We start from the raw sequence: 21968 nt of genomic DNA, 5'->3' as shown, positions 1-21968 counted from the left end.
GGGCAGATAATATGAAGTATATGAGCTCCCGGCCGCATTTTTTTTGCTTGCTGTTGAAAACGGTAACAGGAGGAGAGAAGCATGAGCAATTACAGAGAATCTGCCGAGCGTATTGTAGAAGCAGTTGGCGGAAAAGAAAATATTGCAGCAGCTACGCACTGCGTAACCCGTCTGCGGTTTGCTTTGAAGGATGAAAGCAAAGTTGATAAAGAAGCATTGGAAAATATAGATAGTGTTAAAGGATCATTTTCTACAAACGGCCAATTCCAGGTGGTCATCGGCCAAGGCCTTGTTGATAAGGTATACAAGGAAATGGCAGCGGCTACAGGAATCGGTGAAGTGTCAAAAGAAGAAGTGAAAGCAGCTGCTTCTGAAAAAATGAATCCGCTTCAAAGAGCAATCAAAACGCTGGCCGACATTTTCATTCCTATTCTTCCGGCTATTGTTACAGCCGGCCTGCTGATGGGAATCAACAATATCATGACAGCGCCTGATATCTTTTATACAGGCAAATCATTCATAGACGTTCATCCAGGATGGGCTGATCTCGCTAATATCATCAATATGATAGCCAATACCGCGTTTGTATTCCTGCCGGGGCTGATTGGATGGAGTGCGGTCAATCGTTTCGGCGGAAGTCCGCTTCTTGGCATGGTGCTCGGCCTGATGCTTGTCCACCCCGACTTGCTTAATGCTTGGGGTTATGGTTCTACTGATAAGGTTCCTGTATGGAATCTGTTTGGACTGGAGATAGAGAAAGTCGGCTATCAGGGTCAGGTGCTGCCGGTACTGGCTGCGTCCTATGTTTTGGCAAGGATTGAGATATTTTTAAGAAAGAGGATTCCGGATTCAATCCAGCTGCTGACAGTCGCGCCGATTGCGCTGCTGATCACAGGCTTCCTGTCTTTCATTGCGATCGGGCCTGTTACGTTTACGATCGGAGGCTGGATCACTGACGGTGTTGTATCCATTTTTGATGCGGTTCCTGCTCTTGGAGGATTGATTTACGGCGGCCTTTATGCACCGCTCGTTATTACAGGGATGCACCATACATTCCTGGCTGTCGATCTGCAGCTGATCGGATCAATCGGCGGAACATTCCTCTGGCCGATGGTGGCATTATCAAATATTGCTCAAGGTTCAGCATCGCTTGCGATGTTCTTCTTAAATAAAAATGAAAAAGTAAAGGGACTTGCTGCAACTTCTTCGCTTTCAGCTTTCCTCGGAGTTACAGAGCCAGCCATGTTCGGTGTGAACCTGCGCTTCAAATATCCGTTCATCGCAGCGGTCATCGGCTCTGCCCTGGGCGGCATGTTCATTACCATTAAAGGGGTCATTGCTCCATCGATCGGAGTCGGCGGACTGCCTGCCTTCTTCTCAATCTTATCCGAAAACTGGGGGTCCTTCTTTATCGGGATGGCGATCGTGCTGGTTGTGCCGTTTGTGCTGACATTCCTGTTCGGCAAATTCAGAAAAGCTGAATGATTATTCTGGTACCATGGATAAAAGCCTATCCATGGTATCGCTATTTACATAACGTACTGAGAAATAATGGGAGGTTTTAAAATGAAAGGGCAATGGTGGAAAGAAAGCACTGTTTACCAGATATATCCGAGGAGCTTCATGGACAGCAATGGTGATGGCATAGGCGATTTGCAGGGCATCATTTCCAAGCTGGACTATCTTAAAAAACTGGGGATAGATGTCATCTGGCTGTCGCCTGTTTATCAATCACCCAATGATGATAATGGCTATGATATTAGTGATTATAAAAATATCATGGACGAGTTCGGGACCATGGATGATTGGGAAGAGCTGCTCAGTGAGTTGCACCTCCGCGATATGAAGCTGATCATGGACCTTGTCGTCAACCACAGCTCTGATGAGCATGCCTGGTTCATTGAAGCGAAGAAATCCAAAGAAACTCCTTACAGGGATTATTATATTTGGCGCAAAGGGGAAAACGGCAGGGAGCCGAACAATTGGGGTTCCAATTTCGGCGGATCTGCATGGGAATATGACGAAAACTCCGGAGAATACTTCCTCCATTTGTTCTCAAAGAAGCAGCCTGATTTGAACTGGGAGAATCCGGCTCTGAGGCAGGAAGTATATGATATGATGCAGTGGTGGCTTGATAAAGGGATTGATGGCTTCAGGATGGATGTGATCAATTTCATCTCAAAGGAGGATGGCCTCCCGGATGATGAAGTGAAACCCGGCAAGAAATATGCATCAGGAAGCAAATATTATAGAAATGGGCCAAGAATCCATGAGTATCTTCAGGAAATGAACGAAAAAGTCCTTTCGCATTATGATGTTATGACTGTCGGAGAGATGCCTGGGGTCAAGCCCGAAATGGCCCGTGATTATACAGGGGAAGACAGGAATGAACTGAATATGGTATTCCAATTTGAGCATGTAAGCCTCGACAATGGTCCGGGCGGAAAGTGGGATCTTAAACCGCTAGACCTTTCAGACCTGAAGAAAAGCCTGACAAAATGGCAGACCGAGCTTGAAGAAACGGGCTGGAATTCTTTATATTTCAATAACCATGACCAGCCGAGATCTGTTTCAAGATTCGGCAATGATGGGGAATACCGCAAAGAATCGGCGAAGATGCTGGCTACCCTGCTCCATATGATGAAGGGCACCCCGTATGTGTATCAGGGCGAAGAAATCGGGATGACAAATGTTGAATTTCCGGGTATAGGAGATTACCGGGACATTGAAACCCTTAATTATTTCCGTGAATCGACAGAAGCGGGAGTGCCGGCAGGGAAAGCGATGGAAAGCATATACGCAAAAGGAAGGGACAACGCCAGAACCCCTATGCAATGGAATTCTTCGGAAAATGCTGGTTTTACAACCGGTACTCCATGGATTGGCATTAACCCGAACTTCAGTGATATAAATGCGGCGGAAGCCCTGGAAGATAAGAATTCCATCTTTTATTATTATCAGGACCTGATCAGGCTCAGAAAAGAGCATGACATTATAGTCTACGGAAAATATGAACTGATATTGGAAGAAGATCCGGCGATTTTTGCATACACACGTACGCTGGGCAGTCAGGTGCTTGTAGTGCTGTGTAATTTTTATGGAAATACACGGAAACTGGCATTGCCTGAAGAGCTTAAAGAGATCAAATATTCCTGGCTGACAGGTAACTATGGCAGTGAAGGCAGGGAAGACATAGTGCCTCAGCAGCTTAAGCCTTATGAGGCGATTGTCTTGATTGGCGAAAAATAAGCAGACTAAACGAAAAATAAAATGGCAGGTGGCGAAGATGAAACAACCTTGGTGGAAGAAAGCGACAGTATATCAAATTTATCCGAAAAGCTTCAATGATACAACCGGCAGCGGCGTGGGTGATCTGCAGGGCATTATTGAAAAGCTGGATTACTTAAAAGAGCTTGGCATTGATGTTATCTGGCTTACGCCGATCTACCGGTCTCCACAGCGGGATAACGGCTATGATATCAGTGATTATTTCAGCATCCACGAGGAATACGGGACTATGGAGGAGTTTGATTCACTGCTAAACGAAGCGCACAGCAGAGGTATCAAAGTCATCATGGATATCGTTGTAAACCATACCTCAACAGATCATCACTGGTTCAAGGAAGCAAAGAAATCAAGAGATAATCCTTACCGGGATTTTTATATCTGGAAGGAGCCTAAAGAGGATGGAAGCGCCCCGACGAACTGGGAATCCAAGTTTGGCGGCAATGCGTGGGAGTTCGATGAGGAGACAGGGCAGTACTATCTCCATCTGTTCGATGTAACCCAGGCAGATCTGAATTGGGAAAATGAAAAGCTCCGCCAGGAAGTGTACGATATGATGGACTTCTGGTTTGACAAAGGAGTGGACGGCTTCCGCCTTGATGTCATCAACTTGATATCCAAAGATCAGCGGTTCCCGGATGACGACGGATCGCTCCCGCCCGGGGACGGCAGGAAGTTCTATACAGATGGGCCGCGAGTCCATGAATACATGCATGAAATGAACCGCGAGGTGTTTTCAAAGCATGACAGCATGACTGTAGGGGAAATGTCTTCTACAAGCATCGATCATTGCGTGAAATATTCGAATCCGGAACGGGAAGAGCTCAGCATGACCTTCAATTTTCATCACTTGAAGGTAGATTATCCCGGCGGAGAGAAGTGGGCGCTTGCAGACTTCGATTTTTCTGCTCTGAAGAATATCCTCTCCAAATGGCAGGTGGAGATGAACAAAGGCGGCGGCTGGAATGCCCTGTTCTGGTGCAACCATGATCAGCCCCGTGTTGTATCAAGGTACGGAGATGATGGGGAATATCACAATAAATCAGCCAAGATGCTTGCATCTGCCATTCATATGATGCAAGGAACCCCTTATATCTATCAGGGCGAAGAGTTTGGGATGACCAATCCTTATTTTGAAAATATCAGCCAATACCGGGATGTAGAATCCTTGAATATCTTTGAAATTAAAAGAAAAGAAGGAGTGCCTGAGGAAGAAATCCTTAAAATACTCCAAAGTAAATCGAGGGATAACTCAAGGACGCCTGTCCAATGGAATGACAGCAGAAATGCAGGCTTTACGGATGGAACTCCATGGATCGGCATTGCCGGCAATTACCAGGAGATCAACGCCGAAAAAGCGGTAAAAGATCCTGATTCCATTTTCCATCATTATAAAAAGCTGATCGGCCTCCGCAAAGAATATGATATTATCACTCACGGGAATTATGAGCTGCTGCTGGAGGACCATCCTGAAATTTTTGCGTACCTCCGGAATGGCAGGGACGAAAAACTCCTTGTACTTAACAATTTCTATGGAAGTGAGACAGCCTTTACACTTCCTGACAGGAAAATAGCTGATGAATATACAGCAGAGCTGCTGCTTTCAAATTATGGTGATGGACCCTCAGACATCAGGGAAATCACATTAAGGCCATATGAATCGATCATTTTCCATTTGACTAAATAAGAAAAAGACAGGCTGCCGGCCTGTCTTTTTCCTTATTGGATTAAAAGAGCATCCCTGCAATAGCAGCGCTGAGGAGCGATGCAAGCGCTCCTGCGATGACGGATCTTATCCCAAGCCGGGCGATATCGGCCCTCCGGTTTGGGGCAAGATTGCCCAGGCCGCCAAGAAGGATGGCAAGGGATGAGATATTGGCAAAACCGCAGAGAGCAAAGCTGATGATGGCAACGGTCTTTTCCGTAAGCTCCGGAATTTCCGGAGCGAAGGAGGAATAAGCAACAAATTCATTCAGGATCAGCTTTTGACCAATAAAGTTTCCTGCCTCCACAGCCTCAGCCCATGGAACTCCTATGGCAAAAGCAAGCGGGGAGAAGATATAGCCGAGAATGAGCTGAAGCGTCAGTTCCCCAAATCCGAACCAGCTGCCGATCCAGCCAAGCAAACCATTCAGCAGTGCAACGAGTGCGATGAACGCAAGAAGCATGGCACCGATATTGAGAGCCAGCTGCAGGCCGACACTGGCACCTTTTGCGGCTGCATCAATAACATTCGTCGAATCGCTGTCATTTTCCATTTCCAATTCTTTTGGCTCTTCCTTCTTCTCTGTTTCTGGAAAAATGATCTTAGCCATGATCAGCCCTGCCGGAGCAGCCATAAAGCTCGCTGCGAGAAGGTATTCAAGCGGTACGCCCAAAAGTGAATAGCCGACAAGAACTGAGCCAGCTACAGAAGCGAGCCCTCCTGTCATGACGGCAAACAGCTCAGAGTTTGTCATTTGGCCAATATAGGGGCGGATAACGAGAGGCGCCTCTGTCTGGCCTACAAAAATATTTGCCGCTGCTGACATGGATTCCGCCTTTCGGGTGCCGAGAAGCCAGGATAATCCCCCGCCAAGGATTTTAATGATGAACTGCATGATCTTCAAGTAGTACAGGACCGATATAAGGGCGGAGAAAAAAATAACAATCGGCAATACTTGAAAAGCGAAAACATATGTAACGCCTGATCCTTCTGCAAAGAGGCCGCCAAATAGAAAGTTAATGCCTTCATTGGCATAATTGATGATGCTGTTGACTCCCATAGTCAGCCAGTTAAGTGCCTTGCGTCCGGCTTCCCATTTGAGGACCGCAAATGCAAACAGGATCTGAATGGCAAGGCCTCCCAGGATTGTACGCGGATTGATTGCCCGCCTGTTGTTGGAAAGCAGCAAAGCGATGACCAGTACGGTCAGTATTCCGGCAATTCCCCAGATGAAATTCATAATAGCACTCCATTCTATGTTAATAGACGAATCCAATTAGTGCTATTTTGCCCGACATTAAAAAAAGTATGGGCTCTATTTTCTCTGCCCATACTTTTTCGTTGTTAACGAAATTATAAATGGTAAGTCTTGTGGATAACTATCAATTCTTGATCAACGTCCAGCAGCTGCGCCGAGGTCACAAGCCAAACCTCCCAAAAAGGCAAAGAACGCCTTTCCGGGAGGTTCGTCTTGAGGCCCCCAGGAAGCTGGTCATGCAGATGTTGCCACAGGACGCGGCGTTCTTAGTCTTCGTTCCTTAAAGTGATCAAGGCGCTTGCGCTTTTGTTCTTTATTGCCCTGCTTCTTTTTTTATCGCTTCGAATAAGAAGGATTGGCCATTGATGTAGAATCGGGGATCGTAAAGCCCCAGCTGTTCGTCATCATCTACTATCACAACAAATGGAGACCATTCGTAAAGAGTCTTTGCTTTCGGGTTTTCTTGGAAAAGCCTGTCCATATCTGCATCCTCTGCAGACACAAGGCTATAAGTCTTTTCCCTGCTGGTAAATAATCCATCTTTATAAAGAGAGACTTCCGGGCCATTTTTGGTGATAACGGTAAACTGCCATGGCACAAAATCGGCTGAAAGTGCAACCTCGCTGTCCTGGCTGCTGTATTCCTCATAAAGTATATATCCCTGGATGCTTTGGCTGACCAGATGAAGGAGCATCAGCACCCATGCCGCCCTGAAATAAATATGCTTCCTCCATTTTTTTCTTTTCCGGACAGAGAGGAGAAAAGCCGCAAGGATGATTGCCCAGAAGACAAGATCGACAATCGGGATGGTTCCGAACGTGATCCTTCTGTCAGAAAACGGCTCAAGATAACCGGTTCCCCATGCATTGAACAGGTCACTCGTATCATGTATAAAGACGGCTATCCAGCTCAGGAAAAAGAGTTTGGGATCTTTTGCCTTGAAAATCCAGCGGCATGCCATGTAAATCAGCAGTGCCCAAAGCGGCGTAAGGAAAACAGAATGAGTGATGCCCCTGTGCCACATCTGATAAAGTCCCTGTGTATCCCATAGCTGTGAAATCACATCGATATCAGGTATTTGGCTCGCCGCAACAGCAGCTGTCAAATAGGCGGCCTTTTCTTTTTTCTCAAGCCTGCTTTTATCAACTGAAGCATAAAGGGCAAGCCCAAATAATGTATGTGTAATGGTATCCATTTTTCCCCCGTTTCTGTCCCGGCTGTCTGCAGTCCAGCCTGGCAGCTTGTGCTTTTCAATAAATCGTAGCAAAATTTGTTCAGAAGAGCCATTCTGAATGCTGGAAGTTGATTTCCCAGATTGCAAACTTTCCTGCAGGAAGATAAGATAGATGTTATGATAATAAACGAAGTTAATTAAGAGAGGAATACAACATGTCTAACAATTTTTCAGATGAAGTTCTTTCACGGCGCACGTTTGCGATCATTTCCCACCCGGATGCCGGAAAGACTACGTTAACAGAAAAACTGCTCCTGTTTGGCGGAGCGATACGCGATGCCGGTACCGTTAAAGGAAAGAAAACCGGCAAATTTGCCACAAGCGACTGGATGGAAATCGAAAAGCAGCGCGGCATCTCCGTTACATCAAGTGTGATGCAATTTGACTATAAAGATGCCCGGGTAAATATCCTGGACACTCCTGGGCACCAGGATTTCAGTGAAGACACATACCGCACCTTAACGGCTGTGGACAGCGCCGTCATGATCATTGATTCGGCCAAAGGTATAGAAGCCCAGACATTGAAACTATTCAAAGTCTGCCGGATGAGGGGCATACCGATCTTTACATTCATGAACAAGCTTGACCGCCAGGGGAAAAGTCCTTTGGAGCTTCTTGCAGAGCTGGAAGAAGTAATGGAAATCGAATCATATCCGATGAATTGGCCGATCGGGATGGGCAAGGAATTCCTCGGTATCTACGACCGCCATCATAACCGGATCGAACAGTTCCGTGTAGATGAGTCTGAGCGTTTCCTTGACCTGAATGCAGATGGTGAAATTGATGGGGACCACCCGATGAAGCAGTCTTCCCTTTACGACCAGACGCTTGAGGAAATCATGCTCCTGAATGAAGCAGGAAATGAATTTTCACGTGAGAAGGTGGCAAATGGAACGCTGACGCCTGTATTCTTCGGCAGCGCCCTGGCCAATTTCGGTGTACAGACCTTCCTTGAATCTTATCTGGACTTTGCGCCGTCTCCGCAGGCCCGCAACTCCACTGAAGGTAAGATTGATCCGCTATCAGAGGATTTCTCAGGCTTTATCTTCAAGATCCAGGCAAACATGAATCCTGCCCACCGTGACCGGATAGCATTCCTCAGGATCTGCTCCGGCAAATTCGAGCGCGGGATGACCATTAATATCCCTCGTACAGGCAAGCAGCTGAAGCTGAGCCAGTCGACACAATTTATGGCAGATGACCGCAGTACGGTCGATGAGGCAGTGAGCGGGGATATAATCGGATTGTATGATCCGGGCCTGTACCAAATAGGCGATACCTTGACAGTGGGAAAAAACAAGTTTCAATATGAAAAGCTGCCTCAGTTCACACCTGAGCTGTTTGTAAGAGTCACTGCAAAGAATGTGATGAAGCAGAAGCACTTCCACAAAGGGATCCAGCAGCTCGTCCAGGAGGGTGCCATTCAGCTGTACAAGACAGTTAAAACAGATGAATACCTTCTTGGTGCAGTCGGCCAGCTCCAATTCGAGGTCTTTGAGCACCGCATGAAAAATGAGTACAATGCGGAAGTCAGGATGGAAGGGCAGGGAAGCAAGATTGCCCGATGGATTGAGGGAGATGTGGACGAGAGTCTTTCCAGTTCACGGAGCCTTCTGGTTACAGACCGATATGACAAAAAAGTGTTCTTATTTGAAAATGACTTTGCCCTGAGATGGTTCCAGGACAAAAACCCGGATGTAAAACTTTACAATCCGATGGATATGGAGCAATAATGTAAAAAAAACGATTCCTGTGCTGGAATCGTTTTTTTACATTATTACTGGGTATAAGAGACTAGCGTATTAAATGACGAAACTGTAATAGTTTGCTAAAATAGGTAAAAAGACGAGGAAGAAGGGATCTGTTATTCGACACCTATGCGCACAGTGCGGCCTGCCTTTCCAGCTGGCAGAAGAGGGCTTCCTCTTTCACCAGAATGTTAATGGCGTGCAAAAACAGGAGAGCTGGATCAAAGCTCCTTATCAAAGCCTTGATGAACTTGAAACGAAGCTTGAAGCCATATGCAGGCAACTGGGGGATAGCGCCAAAAAATTAAAAGCGGGCATTTCACAATATGGCACTAAGCCTGCCCAGCTCCTGAATGCATCTGAACTATTCTCCAGGGTCAGCCATCGGGAAATGGTCCATACCATCCAGCATGGTGAGTTTCACAGCTATCAGCAGCCGATTATAAACCTGAAAGAGGGAGACAGGATTTATGGCTATGAATCCTTGCTGAGAACGGCAGGGAGCAAGCAAATACCGCCTGGCATCCTTTTCAAGACAGCCGAGGAAACTGGCCTGATGTCCATGCTTGACCAAAAGGCGAGGGAAGCCGCAATCAAAGCAAGAAAAAATATCATCCCGCCGGGAATCAAGAGCTTTATCAATTTCCTTCCTTCTACAATTTACAATCCGGATTTCTGTCTTCAGCACACATTCCAGATTGTCGAGAAATATGAAATCGATCCGGCAGATCTTGTTTTTGAAGTAGTGGAGACTGAGAAAATCAGTGATATTGACCATTTAAAAAAGGTGTTGAATACATACAAAAAAAGAGGCATGAAAGTGGCGCTCGATGATGTCGGGGCCGGATTTTCAACCCTCGAAATGCTTGAAGCACTCCAGCCCGACTATTTGAAAATAGACAGAAGCTTCATCGACCGCTGCGACCAAAGGCCTGAAAGCCAGCAATTTCTGTCCAAGGTCATGAATATTGCAGACGGTCTTGGTATCATTGTCCTTGCAGAAGGAATCGAGAGGAAAGAAGAGCTGGAGTTCTGCAGATCGATTGGCGCCGATCTTGCACAGGGCTATTATATTGGGCGCCCTGCAAAGGAAATAGAGTCCGCATTGCAGGTGAATTCATAATGAGGATCATCCCCGCAGACCAGCTTGATAAAGAAAAGGCAGCAGCCTTTTTCCAGGAAAACTGGGGGAGTCCTCAGATGGTTATTTCCACTGGCATCTATCATTGTGATGAGCTCCCCGGGTTCGCAGCCATAGACAGTGCTCATAATATCATTGGCCTTATTACTTTTGCAGACAGTGCGGAGGGTCGGGAAATCATCTCCCTGGATGCCGGCATGGAAGGACAGGGGATCGGATCAGGACTTCTGAAAGCTGCTGAAGCTGATGCAAAACAAAAAGGCATCAGCAAAATGGCGCTGATAACAACCAACGATAATTTGAATGCTTTGAGATTTTATCAGAAAAGGGGATATCAGTTAAAGAAGGTACTTCGGAACGCCGTGGAAGAAGCCCGAAAAATTAAACCGGAGATTCCTGTGTTTGGTATTGACGGGATTCCGCTCAGGGATGAACTGATTCTGGAAAAAGAAATTTGATTTGCGGCAGGTCCTGGGGATTCAGGGCCTGTTTTTTTATGGTAACGATCATGTCTGCTGCTGATCCGGATTATTTGGGAGGTTTGTGCTCATACTGACGGAATTTGTTGAAGAAGGGGGCTGCTTTGGCGGGCTGTGACAGCATGAATTTTCGGTTGTTAGCAACTTTTCCGGGATATTAGCAACTTTTTCCTTTTATTAGCAAGTTTTCAATTATACTAGCAACTTTCTGGATATATTAGCAATTCCCAAATTATATTAGCAACTTCTTCCCCCGCCTCATGCTTCTAAAAGAAAATTTGACAAAATTTCTGATTGAGATTATAGTAGTATTACAAATAGACGCTTTAACGCTAAAAAGCGTTTAAGTATAATAGTTTTGCCGGATAGACAATAGTAGAATCGCCGGATGCAGCAAATAGAGACTGGGCGGCTGGTGAAAGCCCGGGCGGCGCCGATTTGAAGTACAGCTATCGATTCAAAGGCATTATGTGTGAAGAGAGGGAAGGCCGATGTGCCTTTCAATTAGGGTGGTACCGCGGAGCTCCTCCGTCCCTAGCCGGCGAGAGGGCTTTTTGTGCTGTCTTCAGCGCAATAATGAATTTCTGCCGACCGGAGCCAGTCATACAACAGGAGGAAGTACCATGCATCAGGATCAAGCGGTTATCAAAATCAGTACAGCGGAGGCTGTGGTAATATCCCTGCTTTTGCTCGGAGTAATCAGTTTCTCAATTATAGGCGCAGGGGCGGTTCCCCATGTGCCCATTATAGGGGCAATCATTGCCCTGCTCATATACGGATTTTTAAAAAAGGTTCGGATGAAAGATTTGGAGGAAGGTATGGCTGAGGGTGCAAGGTCAGGATTGGGCGCTGTGTATATCTTCTTTTTTATCGGAATGCTTATCAGCAGCTGGATGGCCAGCGGTACGATTCCGACTTTTATCCATTTGGCGCTATCGGCAGTTAGCGGGAAGTATTTTTTTGCCATTGCCTTTGCGGTGACAGCAGTCATCGGAATCAGCATCGGCAGCTCGCTGACGACAGCGGCAACGCTTGGAGCGGCCTTTGTCAGCGCGGCTGCTGCACTCGACCTTAGCACAGCAGCTGCTGCAGGCGCCGTTATATCAGGGGCGTTCTTCGGAGACAAAATGTCACCTTTATCAGATACAACCAATCTCGCTTCTATGACAGTAAAAGTAGATCTGTTTGACCATATTAAAAACATGGCATGGACGACCATCCCGGCATTTGTCATATCCATTATTCTCTTTGCTATCATTTCGCCGGCAGCAGCAAAGACCGATTTCCGAAAAATCGCTGCAATCAAGAATAGCCTTGAGGAGCTTAATCTCGTCAGCTGGCAGTCTATAATCCCTTTTGCAGTGCTCGCTGTCCTGGCTGTGAGTAAGGTTCCAGCTATTCTCACCCTGTCTGCCAGTACATTGTCCGCCTTGATCCTGGCTCCATTTATTCAGGGAAGCTTCAGTTTCAGTGACATGGTGAATATACTGTACTCCGGCTACAAGTCGAATACCGGGATGGAGGAGCTCGACTCGCTGCTGACAAGGGGCGGAATTGAAAGCATGCTGTTTTCGGTATCACTGGTCCTCCTTGCCCTCTCAATGGGCGGACTGCTATTCAAGCTCGGCATATTGCCGGCACTTCTTGAAGGCATCAAAGGACTGATTGTAAAGGCACCTGCGCTTATAAGTGCCACCGCTGCATCAGCCATCGGAATCAACTTCCTCCTTGGCGAACAGTATCTGTCCATCCTGCTCACCGGAAATGCATTCACAGAGTCTTATAAAAAGGCCGGGCTGCATCTGAAGAATCTTTCCAGAGTCCTTGAGGATGCAGGGACAGTCATCAATCCCCTTGTTCCCTGGAGTGTTTGCGGGGTATTCCTGACAGGGGTGCTGAATGTGCCGACTGCCGAATATATGCCCTTCGCCTTTTTCTGTCTGCTATCGCCAATCATCACTTTGCTGTTTGGATGGACAGGGTTAACTATCACGAAAGCTTCAGGCAAATGATTTAAAATAAGAGGAGCGGCAATCGCCGCTCCTCTTACTTTTTCCCTTCTCATTCTTCCAGCAAATGGTGCAGCATCCTCTCCCGGTTTTCAAAAAACTGCTTCATAAATTGATAGTGACCGGTATCCTCAAGCCGGACCACCTGGACCCCTTCTTCTGTCAGCTCAATAATTTTGGCAGAAGGATACGACATGATGATGGGGGAGTGGGTTGCGATGATGAATTGAGAACGGTCTTTGGCCAGTTCGTGGATGCGCGAAACCATCGAAAGCTGCCTGAGCGGAGACAGGGCTGCTTCAGGCTCGTCAAGAATATAAATCCCTTTTCCGCGGAAGCGATTCAGAAAGGTGGCAAAAAAGGCCTCGCCGTGCGACTGTTCATGAAGGGAAGTCCCTCCGAAAGATTCGATCAAAGGAATACCGGGAGATTCCTTATCAAGATCATCAATATAAGAAGCCACATTGTAAAAGCTCTCGGCTCTTAGAAAAAAACCATCCTCAGGACGCTCCGATCCCCTTGAAAGCCTGATGTACTGCTCGAGCTCCGAATGGGAGTTATGTGTAGAAAAACTGAAATTAAGCGACCCTCCTTCCGGATTAAAGCCTGCTGCGATTGCAATAGCTTCCAGGAGAGTGGACTTTCCCATCCCATTCTCGCCGACTATAAAGGTTACATCAGGATGAAGGGGCAGGTTGTCAAGGTTTTTCACGGCAGGAAGGCTAAAGGGATATCTGGAATATGAAGGAATATCATTTCTTCTGAGTATAATGCTTTTAAAATAATGGCCATTATCAAATTCCATCATCTAAGCCTCCAATCCATTCTCTTTTTTTTATCATAACATTTTTGGGAGAACCAACATACATCCCCGATGTCGTTAGCTGAACCCTGATACAGGGCTCGACTTTGAAAAAGGTAAAGGATGTATCCTAAAGGGTTTCTCGGTTACATAACACGGCTGAGAAAAGAAGAAGTCATGTATCCCGCCGGGCATCCGGGATACATAACCAGGCTGAGAAAATAGAAGTCATGTATCCCAACAAGCATCCGGGATACATAACACGGCTGAGAAAATAGAAGTCATGTATCCCGCCGGGCATCCGGGATACATAACCAGGCTGAGAAAAGAGAAGTCATGTATCCCAACAAGCATCCGGGATACATAACACGGCTGAGAAAAGAGAAGTCATGTATCCCGCCGGGCATCCGGGATACATAACCAGGCTGAGAAAAGAGAAGTCATGTATCCCAACAAGCATCCGGGATACATAACACGGCTGAGAAAAGTGGAGTCATGTATCCCAACAAGCATCCGGGATACATAACACCGCTGAGAAAAGTGGAGTCATGTATCCCGACAGGCATCCGGGATACATAACACGGCTGAGAAAAGAGAAGTCATGTATCCCACCGGGCACCCGGGATACATAACCAGGCTTAGAAAAGAGAAGTCATGTATCCCACCAAGCATCTGAGATACATAACACGGCTGAGAAAAGAAGAAGTCATGTATCCCGCCGGGCATCTGGATACATAACCAGGCGTGAAAAATGGCAGTCACACAGCCTATGTGGAGGCAACATATTCACAGGCTCCTCCATACTTGCATCCCGTTTTTCCCTCTTATATAGTTAAACTATTGCACAATATTGAATGCCGGCCCGTGTCCGGCTCTGCAGACGAAAGGAGCAGCATAAGTGAAGATAAGCAATTTTTCGATCCGAAGGCCGATTTTTACACTTGTTACGATGGTTCTGGTTCTCGTTTTAGGGGTGGTGTCCCTTTTGAACATTCCTTTGAAACTGATACCGGACATAAATCCGCCTGTCGGTGTTGTAGTGACCAATTATCAGGGAGCAAGCCCGGAAGAGGTATCTGAAAAGGTGACAAAACCTTTGGAGCAGAGTCTTGCTACACTTCCTGGTTTAAAAACAATGACCGCAACGTCACAGGAAAGCGCCAATCTTGTACTCCTGGAATTTTCCTGGACGACTGATATTGACGAAGTGCAGTCGGAAATCATCCAGCGGCTGGATCAGACTCCGCTGCCGGACGATGTAGATAAACCGCGCTTCCTGAAATTTGATCCTTCCCAGTTTCCGATCATCCAGCTTTCTTTGAGCTCTGACAGCGATGAGGAATCATTAAGGAGCATTGCCGAACAGCTGGAGCTGGAGCTCACAAAGGTAGACGGTGTGGCCAGCGTCAACCTTTCCGGCACCAGTATTAAGGAAGTAAGGGTTGAACTGGACCAGGACAAGCTGAGGGAATACCGGCTCAGCCAGTCTGATATCGTAGATACCATTCAGGCAAACGATATTTCCCTTCCGGGGGATACGATTTTAACAGGCGGCAAGGAGCTGACTACCAGGGTAATCAGCAGCATTGATTCAGTTGATATCTTAAAAAAACTTGTGGTAGCCGCAAATCCGTCCAATGGAAATGAAGTTCTCCTTCAGGATGTGGCCAGTGTCCAGCTTGTCAACCAGGACGACCGTACGATAACAAGGACGAATCAGGAGCCTTCCGTCCTCTTAAGCGTCCTGCAGCAGTCTGATTCAAACACTGCAGAGGTGTCGAAGGAGTTCATCAGCCAGCTCGACGAACTGCTTGAAAAAGATCAATATGAGGGGATTGAGTCTGATATTCTGTTTGATCAGGGAGATTATATCCAGCAGGCGATCGGTAATATCTCAACTTCCCTTCTCTTAGGCGGCCTGTTCGCGATGCTTGTTCTGTTTTTCTTTTTGAAAAATGTCAAAAGCCCGCTGATCATCGGGATTGCCATCCCGTATTCTGTTATCTTCACATTCGTGCTGATGTACTTTTCAAATTTCACCCTAAATATCATGACCCTTGGCGGATTGGCTCTGGGGATCGGAATGCTCGTTGATAACTCAATCGTTGTGATTGAGAATATCTACAGGCATCTATCGATGGGGAAAGATCCAAAAGAAGCGGCAAGAGACGGTGCAGGAGAAGTAGGTGCTGCAATTACAGCCTCCACCCTCACCACTGTGGCAGTGTTCCTGCCTGTCGTTTTTATTACAGGAATCATCGGCCAGCTTTTCACTGAATTTGCTTTGACCATTTCATTCAGTCTTTTTGCTTCGCTTATCGTTGCTTTGACTGTTGTGCCGATGCTTGCCAGCAGGCTGCTGAAGGCGCCGAAAACCAATCTGGAAGAAAAGCGCCAGGAATCGGCCATTATGAAGGGGCTTGAGCGTTCTGTCAAATGGGCTCTGCGCAACAGGCTTGCTGTCCTGATTATCATGCTGGTCCTGCTCGCCGGAGGCGGATATGGGATCACGACGGTCGGCACACAGTTCCTTCCTAATTCGGACGAAGGTTTCTTCAGCGTCAGGGTCAATCTTGAAAATGGCTCAGCTCTTACAGAAACAGAAAAGGTCATGGCTGCACTTGAGGAGCAGCTGAAGGAAGAAGACGATGTTGAGACATATGTCAGCCTGATCGGTACAACCCAGGAATCTTCTTTCAGAGGCTCCGGCAATCCGAATGTGGCTGAGCTTTATGTAAAAATGAAGGATCTGGAGGAGAGGGACCGCTCTACATTTGAATTTGTCGACGATGTGAAGAGGGACTTGGAGAGAGCGGCAGAGAAGGCCAACAGCACGGCAGAGGTCTCATTCAATCTGCAGTCTTCCGCAGGATCCGCGCCGAATACTCTCTCGTTCAGCGTTCGTGATACAAACGAAAAGCGGCTGAATGAATCGGTAGACAAAATTTACAATTCACTCAAAGACCTTGATGACGTGAACGAACTTTCCACAGACCTGATGGATACGGTAGAAGAAATCCAAATCACGGTCGACCGGGAAAAGGCAAGGGCAGCAGGGCTGGCGCCTGCCCAGGTTGCCATGATTGTCAATGATGTGACACGAGGAAACCAGGCAACCCAGATCATTGATGAGAGCTCCAATATTTATGGCGTTTTCGTAGAATATGATCCTGAAGTTACCCAAAATCTTGATAATTTAAAAAAACTCCTGCTGCGTAAGCCTGATGGAAGCTATACAACCCTGGACCAGGTAGCGGCTATTGAAAGAGGCGAAGGGCCGGTCAATATACAGCGGATCAACCAGCAGGACGCTGTCCAGTTTACCCTGAAATATAAGACCTCAACAAACCTCGGGGCTATTTCTAATCTGGTTGATGATGAGATTGCTGATCTGGATTTGCCGGAAGAAACAGAAATTGTCTTCGGCGGTGACCGGGAGCTCCTGGAATCTTCCATTGATGATATGCTCCTGGCATTCATCCTGGCGGTTGTCTTTATCTATCTGGTGATGGCGGCCCAATTCGAATCACTGAAATATCCGTTCGTCATTATGTTCACAGTTCCGCTGATGGTCATTGGCGTAGCGATTGCATTGACCGCGACACGCACTCCTGTCAGCCTGACTGCCATCATCGGCATCATAGTCCTTGCCGGCATAGTGGTCAATAATGCCATAGTCATTGTTGACTATATCAATCAGAAAAAGGCAAGCGGCATGAAAACCTATGACAGCATTGTCGTTTCTGTAAAAGACAGGGCAAGACCTATCCTCATGACAGCACTTACGACGATCCTCGGACTGATCCCGCTTGCGCTGGGGATTGGCGAGGGGGCTGAGATTAACCAGCCGATGGGCATCACGGTAATCGGCGGCCTGATCAGCAGCACATTCCTGACGCTGTTCGTCATCCCTGTCGTCTACAGCTTCTTTGATAAAGATACAAGGAAGCTCAACAAGATGTATGCCACACCTGACGGCCACTTGATTCCTGCCTATCTCCTTGAAGAAAGGTACGAAGATCCAAAAGGGCAAAGTGACGTTCCGCAGGTTCCTGCAGAAAGCAATAAAAATTACAGCCGCGAAGATATGGCTGCCATGCTTGAGGATTTGCTGAGGGCAGTAAAAGATGACGAAAGAAAACAGCAGGACCAGGATCAAAAGGACAAATAATTTTTAAAAACTCCATAATGCTGAAAAGCCTTTCTCTTTGGAGAGAGGCTTTTTTGCAGGGTTAGATATTTGAATTATCAGAAATATATTGTTTGAAGCTGGTATGACCGGTTACAATTTGAGTAAATCTATGATAGAAAGAGGCGGTCCAATGAAGGAGAGGCATTATTTTTTCACGGGGTTTCCTGGTTTTATATGCTCCCGGCTAGTCAGGGAGGTACTTAATAAAGAGCAAGGGAATGTACATATCAGCGTTTTAAGCCTGTGGGAAATGGAAGCGGCCGCAAAGGATGAAATCAGGAAGATCTGCGGCGAGACCGGTGCAGGGCGCGAGTGCTTTTCAATCATTACTGGAGATATTACCAGGGCTGGGCTTGGTATCGGCCAGCAGGACTTAGCATTCCTCAGGGAAAGCATCACCCATCTTTTTCATCTGGCCGCCATTTATGATTTGGCGGTGCCTAAGGATATTGCTTATAAGGTAAATGTTGAAGGGACGAGGCATGTAACAGAATTTGCAGGAACGTTGGAGATGCTTGAAAGATACGTCTATTTCAGTACTGCCTATGTGGCTGGAAAAAGGGATGGGCTGCTGATGGAGGATGAGCTGACAGAGCCGCCCGGGTTCAAAAACCATTATGAAGAAACAAAATATCTTGCCGAAGTCATTGTTGAAAAAGCTAAAGGTGAAATACCGATTACCATCTTAAGGCCCGGGATTGTAAAGGGGCATTCTGTAACAGGGGAAACCATCAAGTTCGACGGGCCGTATTTTATTCTGAATTTTATGGACCGCCTGAGCAGGCTGCCATTCCTGCCCATGCTCGGGAAAGGGGAAGCTTTTATCAATCTGGTGCCGGTGGATTATATCATTAAAGCAGCCGTATTCCTTGGGACATCAGCTGTTGGGAGGGATAAGACCTACCACCTTACAGATCCGAATCCATATCAAGTTTCCGATCTGTACGAAATGCTGATGGTGGAGCTTTGCGGGAAAAGACCGGCTGGCAGCTTCCCTCTGAGTGCTGCCAGAGGGGCGCTGCGCATCAAAAAGCTGAGGAATTACCTTGGTGTGGAGCAGGAAGCGCTTGACTACTTTACCTGGCAGGGACGCTTTGATTGTTCAATAGCACAGACCGATCTGGAGGGATCAGGAATTCGCTGCCCTGATCTGAAGGAAGGCATCCCGTCGATGGTTTCTTTTTACAGGCTGCATAAATCTGATCCGCGTTTCCAGGTGCATAAGCTGTACTCCTAGCAGGCATTTTGAAGCAAGTTCAGGTATTTGTGATAAAAGAGAGATCTTTGGTGCATGATACCACTATAGAAATATAGCTGGTGATAATGAATGAAAAAAGTCGGAAAACTAGAAGCCATTTTTTGGAGCATTGCTTTGCCCGGTTTCAGCCAGCTGCTGACGGGTCACTATGTAAAAGGTGTTCTCTTTGTGGCACTTGAAGTTCTCATCAACGTTTTCAGCAACTTTAATCTGGCTATCATGCACAGTTTCCTGTGGGAAATTGATAAGGCGGCTGCAGTCCTTGATTATCAGTGGCTGATGTTTTACCCTTGTCTGTATATGTTTGCCATGTGGGATGCTTATAAAGAAGCTATGCCTGCACAGGAAGAATTGTCTTTTCTCCCCTTTGTCTTCGGAGCCTATTTTGTAACTGTCGGTCTTATGTATTCGGTGAGGCTCAAGCTTTTTGGCATCTTGTTTGGCCCGGTCTTTTTGCCGATGATTTTCCTTATTCCCGGGCTTGTGGCGGGCTTTGCGCTAAGGGCCCTGCTATTGTTCCTGCGAAGAAAAGCAGCGTGAAATGCATACAGGGGGGCCAATAAAAAACCTTTGCTGAATCAGCAAAGGTTTTCGCCGTTCATGAGCAATCACCAAACCACCCCCAAAAGCTCCTCTTTCCGGGCGAAGCTTTATGTTAGCAGTGAAAATATTCCTTATTTCTCTCTTCAATCCTTCCCCTTGCTGGCTGTTATTTGGCATATGATATAATGTGCTGGTGGAGAGGTGAGGATATGCTCGGTTATTTATTCATCACTAAGAAAAAACAGACACTAGAAAAAACCGTAATAAAAATCCAGCAGGGCGACAGCCGGCTGCTTAATGAACTGATAGAGTCATACAAACCTTTTATTGCAAAAACCGTATCCTCCGTCTGCAGACGCTATATCCATGAGTCTGATGATGAGTACAGCATCGGGCTGATTGCCTTTGATGAAGCGGTCCGTAAATACAGTCCCGAGAAGGGCAGTTCCCTCCTGGGATTTGCCGAAATCATAATCAAGCGAAGGGTCATTGATTATATCAGGCAGCAGGCAAGGCATATGAATGTCAGCTTTGAAGGCAGCAGTGGAAGTGCTGATGAACAAGCTTCAGCCAGTCTTGTGGAAGACAGGCTGTCGATTGAAGAATTCGTGAAAAAAACAGAGCAAGAGCTTAGACGGGATGAAATCATTCACTTTACAGCTCTTCTCAAAGAATATGGATTAACTTTTGCTGAAATTGCAGATCAGTCCCCAAAACATGCAGATGCGCGGAAAAATGCGATGGAAATAGCATCGGCACTTGTCAGGGACAAAGAGCTGGCTTCCTATTTGCAGGAAAAAAAGCGCCTTCCCATCAAGCAGCTGGAAGGCACTGCAGCAGTGAGCAGAAAAACGATTGAAAGGAACAGGAAGTATATCATTGCTGTTTCCCTTATTTTAATGGGAGATTATGTGTATTTACAGGAGTATATAAAAGGGGTGCTGAAAACGTGAAAAAAGGGGTCATCCTTGAAATTGAGGGACGTTTTATGACGATGCTTACTCCCGAAGGCGAATTTCTTCGTGCCCTTAATACAGAAGGACATCATCAGATAGGGGAAGAAATCTACTTCTACCCTGTTGGAAATGCAGAAAAAGACGGGAAAGGGCTCTTTTCACGCCTGGCGGCAAGAAAGAAACTGATTGCCGCTGCCGCCATGGCCTGCCTTCTTGTTCTATCTCTTGTCATTCCTTTTAATAACAACAGCGAAGTATACGCCTATATGACAATTGATGTAAACCCGAGCATCGAGTTGGGTGTCGACAAGGAACTGTCTGTAGTGGAGCTTCAATCTTATAATCAGGAGGGCAGGAAATTGCTCAGTCTCTTGGAGGATTGGAAGGGAAAAAGCGCCGGCTATGTAACACGGAAGATCCTTAGTCTGGCCCAGCAGCAGGGATATCTGAGAGAGCACGAAGAAATGATTATCGCTTCTGTACTGAAGAAAGAAGTCAGCAAGGATTCCACTGAAAGCAAGAAGCTGAACAGTCAGGTTGAAAGCATCAAAGAAACTGCAGAAGCAGAAAATCTTGAAGTCAAAGTGGTCGAAGCAACTGAAGGTGAACGGGAGAAGGCCAAAGAAAAAGGGCTGACTGCCGGCAAATTTAAAGAAGAGGAAATAGAAAGGAAGCAGCAGCTGGAGGAAAGGGAACGGGAGAAAGAAGAAGCTGCAAGGGAGAAAGCTGAAAGTATTAAAAGGAAACAAGAGCAGCAGAATAGCGGGAGCGCCGATAAGGCGAAAGATAAGAAGGGGGCAGGCGATATAAAGCCTTCGTCTCACGTTCCAAAACGTCCTGTTTCCAAGCCGGAAGGAAAGAATAAGGGAGCAGACAGGAAAGATGATGCCCGCAAAGCAAAGCCTGAAAAAAGGCAGGACGAAAACAAGGAGCGGGACAAACAAAAAAAGGAAGAACAAAGAAAACAGGAACATGACAAGCATGAAAAGCACGAAAAGCCGGAGAATAGTGGCAATAAAAAAGGTTCCCCTCCGCCCGGCAAAGATGGACATGGGAATGGCAATAACGGACATGATAAGGGGCAAAAAGGGAATAATGGAAAATCCGGCTGAAGGCAGCCGGATTTTTTGCCATTTATATTTTATTATTATTGTTCGTTCCGTCCAGCAAGCTGGGATTGGGCTTGTTGTACAAGGCGCTTTGTAATCTCTCCGCCAACAGAACCGTTTGAGCGGGAAACTGTATCTGAACCCAGATTAACGCCAAATTCCTGAGCAATTTCGTATTTGACTTGATCAAGATACTGCTCAATGCCGGGAACGAGCAGTTTATTGCTGCTTCTTGCCATATTGAGTTTC

Annotated in this window: 16 protein-coding genes; 12 read left to right on the top strand and 4 right to left on the bottom strand. The window is 46.6% G+C overall.

The annotated features are described in order from the left end of the window. The first annotated feature begins 81 nt into the window (after positions 1 to 81). From treP to treC, 3 genes are all read left to right on the top strand, one after another. Positions 82 to 1485 carry a PTS system trehalose-specific EIIBC component gene (gene treP, locus Q9R36_RS04215; RefSeq protein WP_101550791.1) on the top strand — a complete coding sequence of 468 codons (1404 nt, stop codon included), beginning with the start codon at positions 82 to 84 and terminating at the stop codon, positions 1483 to 1485. Positions 1486 to 1566: 81 nt separating this feature from the next. Further along, positions 1567 to 3249, top strand: coding sequence for a glycoside hydrolase family 13 protein (locus Q9R36_RS04210; protein ID WP_253616584.1), 1683 nt, complete (start codon positions 1567 to 1569; stop codon positions 3247 to 3249). A gap of 37 nt (positions 3250 to 3286) precedes the next feature. Next, positions 3287 to 4972, top strand: a complete 1686-nt coding sequence (gene treC, locus Q9R36_RS04205) for an alpha,alpha-phosphotrehalase (protein WP_253616585.1) — start codon at positions 3287 to 3289, stop codon at positions 4970 to 4972. Positions 4973 to 5012: 40 nt separating this feature from the next. On the opposite strand, the gene Q9R36_RS04200 is transcribed toward treC, so the two are convergent. Together Q9R36_RS04200 and Q9R36_RS04195 are read right to left on the bottom strand one after the other, a co-directional pair. Beyond that, positions 5013 to 6230: a NupC/NupG family nucleoside CNT transporter gene (locus Q9R36_RS04200; RefSeq protein WP_253616586.1), complete on the bottom strand. Its 1218-nt coding sequence runs from the start codon at positions 6228 to 6230 to the stop codon at positions 5013 to 5015. Positions 6231 to 6561: 331 nt separating this feature from the next. Continuing rightward, on the bottom strand, positions 6562 to 7443 hold the full coding sequence (locus Q9R36_RS04195) for a metal-dependent hydrolase (protein ID WP_253616587.1): 882 nt from the start codon (positions 7441 to 7443) through the stop codon (positions 6562 to 6564). A gap of 194 nt (positions 7444 to 7637) precedes the next feature. Between Q9R36_RS04195 and Q9R36_RS04190 the strand changes: the two genes are divergently transcribed. The 4 genes from Q9R36_RS04190 to nhaC all read left to right on the top strand — a co-directional run bounded on the left by Q9R36_RS04190 (position 7638) and on the right by nhaC (position 12862). Continuing rightward, on the top strand, positions 7638 to 9215 hold the full coding sequence (locus Q9R36_RS04190; RefSeq protein ID WP_009794230.1) for a peptide chain release factor 3: 1578 nt from the start codon (positions 7638 to 7640) through the stop codon (positions 9213 to 9215). 214 nt (positions 9216 to 9429) lie between these two features. Next, positions 9430 to 10353, top strand: coding sequence for an EAL domain-containing protein (locus Q9R36_RS04185; protein ID WP_009794231.1), 924 nt, complete (start codon positions 9430 to 9432; stop codon positions 10351 to 10353). Further along, the gene (locus Q9R36_RS04180; protein ID WP_253616588.1) at positions 10353 to 10829 is read left to right on the top strand and encodes a GNAT family N-acetyltransferase; all 477 of its coding nucleotides are present in this window, start codon (positions 10353 to 10355) and stop codon (positions 10827 to 10829) included. Before Q9R36_RS04185 ends, Q9R36_RS04180 begins: the two co-directional genes overlap by 1 nt. 644 nt (positions 10830 to 11473) lie before the next feature. Beyond that, entirely contained in the window at positions 11474 to 12862 is a 1389-nt protein-coding gene (nhaC, locus tag Q9R36_RS04175) for a Na+/H+ antiporter NhaC (RefSeq protein ID WP_253616589.1), read from the top strand. A 49-nt stretch (positions 12863 to 12911) separates the two neighbouring features. Here nhaC and Q9R36_RS04170 read toward each other — a convergent pair whose 3' ends face one another. Continuing rightward, positions 12912 to 13667 (bottom strand): AAA family ATPase, encoded by a 756-nt coding sequence (locus Q9R36_RS04170; protein ID WP_094770083.1) that lies wholly within the window; start codon positions 13665 to 13667, stop codon positions 12912 to 12914. An 892-nt stretch (positions 13668 to 14559) separates the two neighbouring features. On the opposite strand from Q9R36_RS04170, the gene Q9R36_RS04165 reads away from it, so the two are divergent. The 5 genes from Q9R36_RS04165 (at position 14560) to Q9R36_RS04145 (ending at position 21722) form a co-directional block, all read left to right on the top strand. Beyond that, entirely contained in the window at positions 14560 to 17832 is a 3273-nt protein-coding gene (locus Q9R36_RS04165) for an efflux RND transporter permease subunit (protein WP_253616590.1), read from the top strand. 151 nt (positions 17833 to 17983) lie between these two features. After that, positions 17984 to 19090 carry an SDR family oxidoreductase gene (locus tag Q9R36_RS04160; protein ID WP_224950102.1) on the top strand — a complete coding sequence of 369 codons (1107 nt, stop codon included), beginning with the start codon at positions 17984 to 17986 and terminating at the stop codon, positions 19088 to 19090. Between the two features lie 90 nt (positions 19091 to 19180). After that, entirely contained in the window at positions 19181 to 19651 is a 471-nt protein-coding gene (locus Q9R36_RS04155; RefSeq protein WP_009794238.1) for a hypothetical protein, read from the top strand. A 212-nt stretch (positions 19652 to 19863) separates the two neighbouring features. Next, positions 19864 to 20607 (top strand): RNA polymerase sigma factor SigI, encoded by a 744-nt coding sequence (gene sigI / locus Q9R36_RS04150; RefSeq protein ID WP_009794239.1) that lies wholly within the window; start codon positions 19864 to 19866, stop codon positions 20605 to 20607. Continuing rightward, positions 20604 to 21722: an anti-sigma factor domain-containing protein gene (locus Q9R36_RS04145; RefSeq protein WP_009794240.1), complete on the top strand. Its 1119-nt coding sequence runs from the start codon at positions 20604 to 20606 to the stop codon at positions 21720 to 21722. Before sigI ends, Q9R36_RS04145 begins: the two co-directional genes overlap by 4 nt. Positions 21723 to 21757: 35 nt before the next feature. Here Q9R36_RS04145 and Q9R36_RS04140 read toward each other — a convergent pair whose 3' ends face one another. Continuing rightward, positions 21758 to 21958: an alpha/beta-type small acid-soluble spore protein gene (locus Q9R36_RS04140; protein ID WP_009794241.1), complete on the bottom strand. Its 201-nt coding sequence runs from the start codon at positions 21956 to 21958 to the stop codon at positions 21758 to 21760. Positions 21959 to 21968 lie beyond the last annotated feature (10 nt).

The sequence above is a fragment of the Bacillus sp. AG4(2022) genome (assembly GCF_031844465.1).
In the GTDB taxonomy this organism is placed as follows: domain Bacteria; phylum Bacillota; class Bacilli; order Bacillales; family Cytobacillaceae; genus Bacillus_AB; species Bacillus_AB infantis.
This window is presented reverse-complemented; position numbering and strand designations above follow the sequence as displayed.

What these genes read in the sequence shown, in the direction of transcription:
- treP (WP_101550791.1), top strand. Translation starts at nt 82, where the DNA reads ATGAGCAATTACAGAGAATCTGCCGAGCGTATTGTAGAAGCAGTTGGC.
- Q9R36_RS04210 (WP_253616584.1), top strand. Translation starts at nt 1,567, where the DNA reads ATGAAAGGGCAATGGTGGAAAGAAAGCACTGTTTACCAGATATATCCG.
- treC (WP_253616585.1), top strand. Translation starts at nt 3,287, where the DNA reads ATGAAACAACCTTGGTGGAAGAAAGCGACAGTATATCAAATTTATCCG.
- Q9R36_RS04200 (WP_253616586.1), bottom strand. Translation starts at nt 6,230, where the DNA reads ATGAATTTCATCTGGGGAATTGCCGGAATACTGACCGTACTGGTCATC.
- Q9R36_RS04195 (WP_253616587.1), bottom strand. Translation starts at nt 7,443, where the DNA reads ATGGATACCATTACACATACATTATTTGGGCTTGCCCTTTATGCTTCA.
- Q9R36_RS04190 (WP_009794230.1), top strand. Translation starts at nt 7,638, where the DNA reads ATGTCTAACAATTTTTCAGATGAAGTTCTTTCACGGCGCACGTTTGCG.
- Q9R36_RS04180 (WP_253616588.1), top strand. Translation starts at nt 10,353, where the DNA reads ATGAGGATCATCCCCGCAGACCAGCTTGATAAAGAAAAGGCAGCAGCC.
- nhaC (WP_253616589.1), top strand. Translation starts at nt 11,474, where the DNA reads ATGCATCAGGATCAAGCGGTTATCAAAATCAGTACAGCGGAGGCTGTG.
- Q9R36_RS04170 (WP_094770083.1), bottom strand. Translation starts at nt 13,667, where the DNA reads ATGATGGAATTTGATAATGGCCATTATTTTAAAAGCATTATACTCAGA.
- Q9R36_RS04160 (WP_224950102.1), top strand. Translation starts at nt 17,984, where the DNA reads ATGAAGGAGAGGCATTATTTTTTCACGGGGTTTCCTGGTTTTATATGC.
- Q9R36_RS04155 (WP_009794238.1), top strand. Translation starts at nt 19,181, where the DNA reads ATGAAAAAAGTCGGAAAACTAGAAGCCATTTTTTGGAGCATTGCTTTG.
- sigI (WP_009794239.1), top strand. Translation starts at nt 19,864, where the DNA reads ATGCTCGGTTATTTATTCATCACTAAGAAAAAACAGACACTAGAAAAA.
- Q9R36_RS04140 (WP_009794241.1), bottom strand. Translation starts at nt 21,958, where the DNA reads ATGGCAAGAAGCAGCAATAAACTGCTCGTTCCCGGCATTGAGCAGTAT.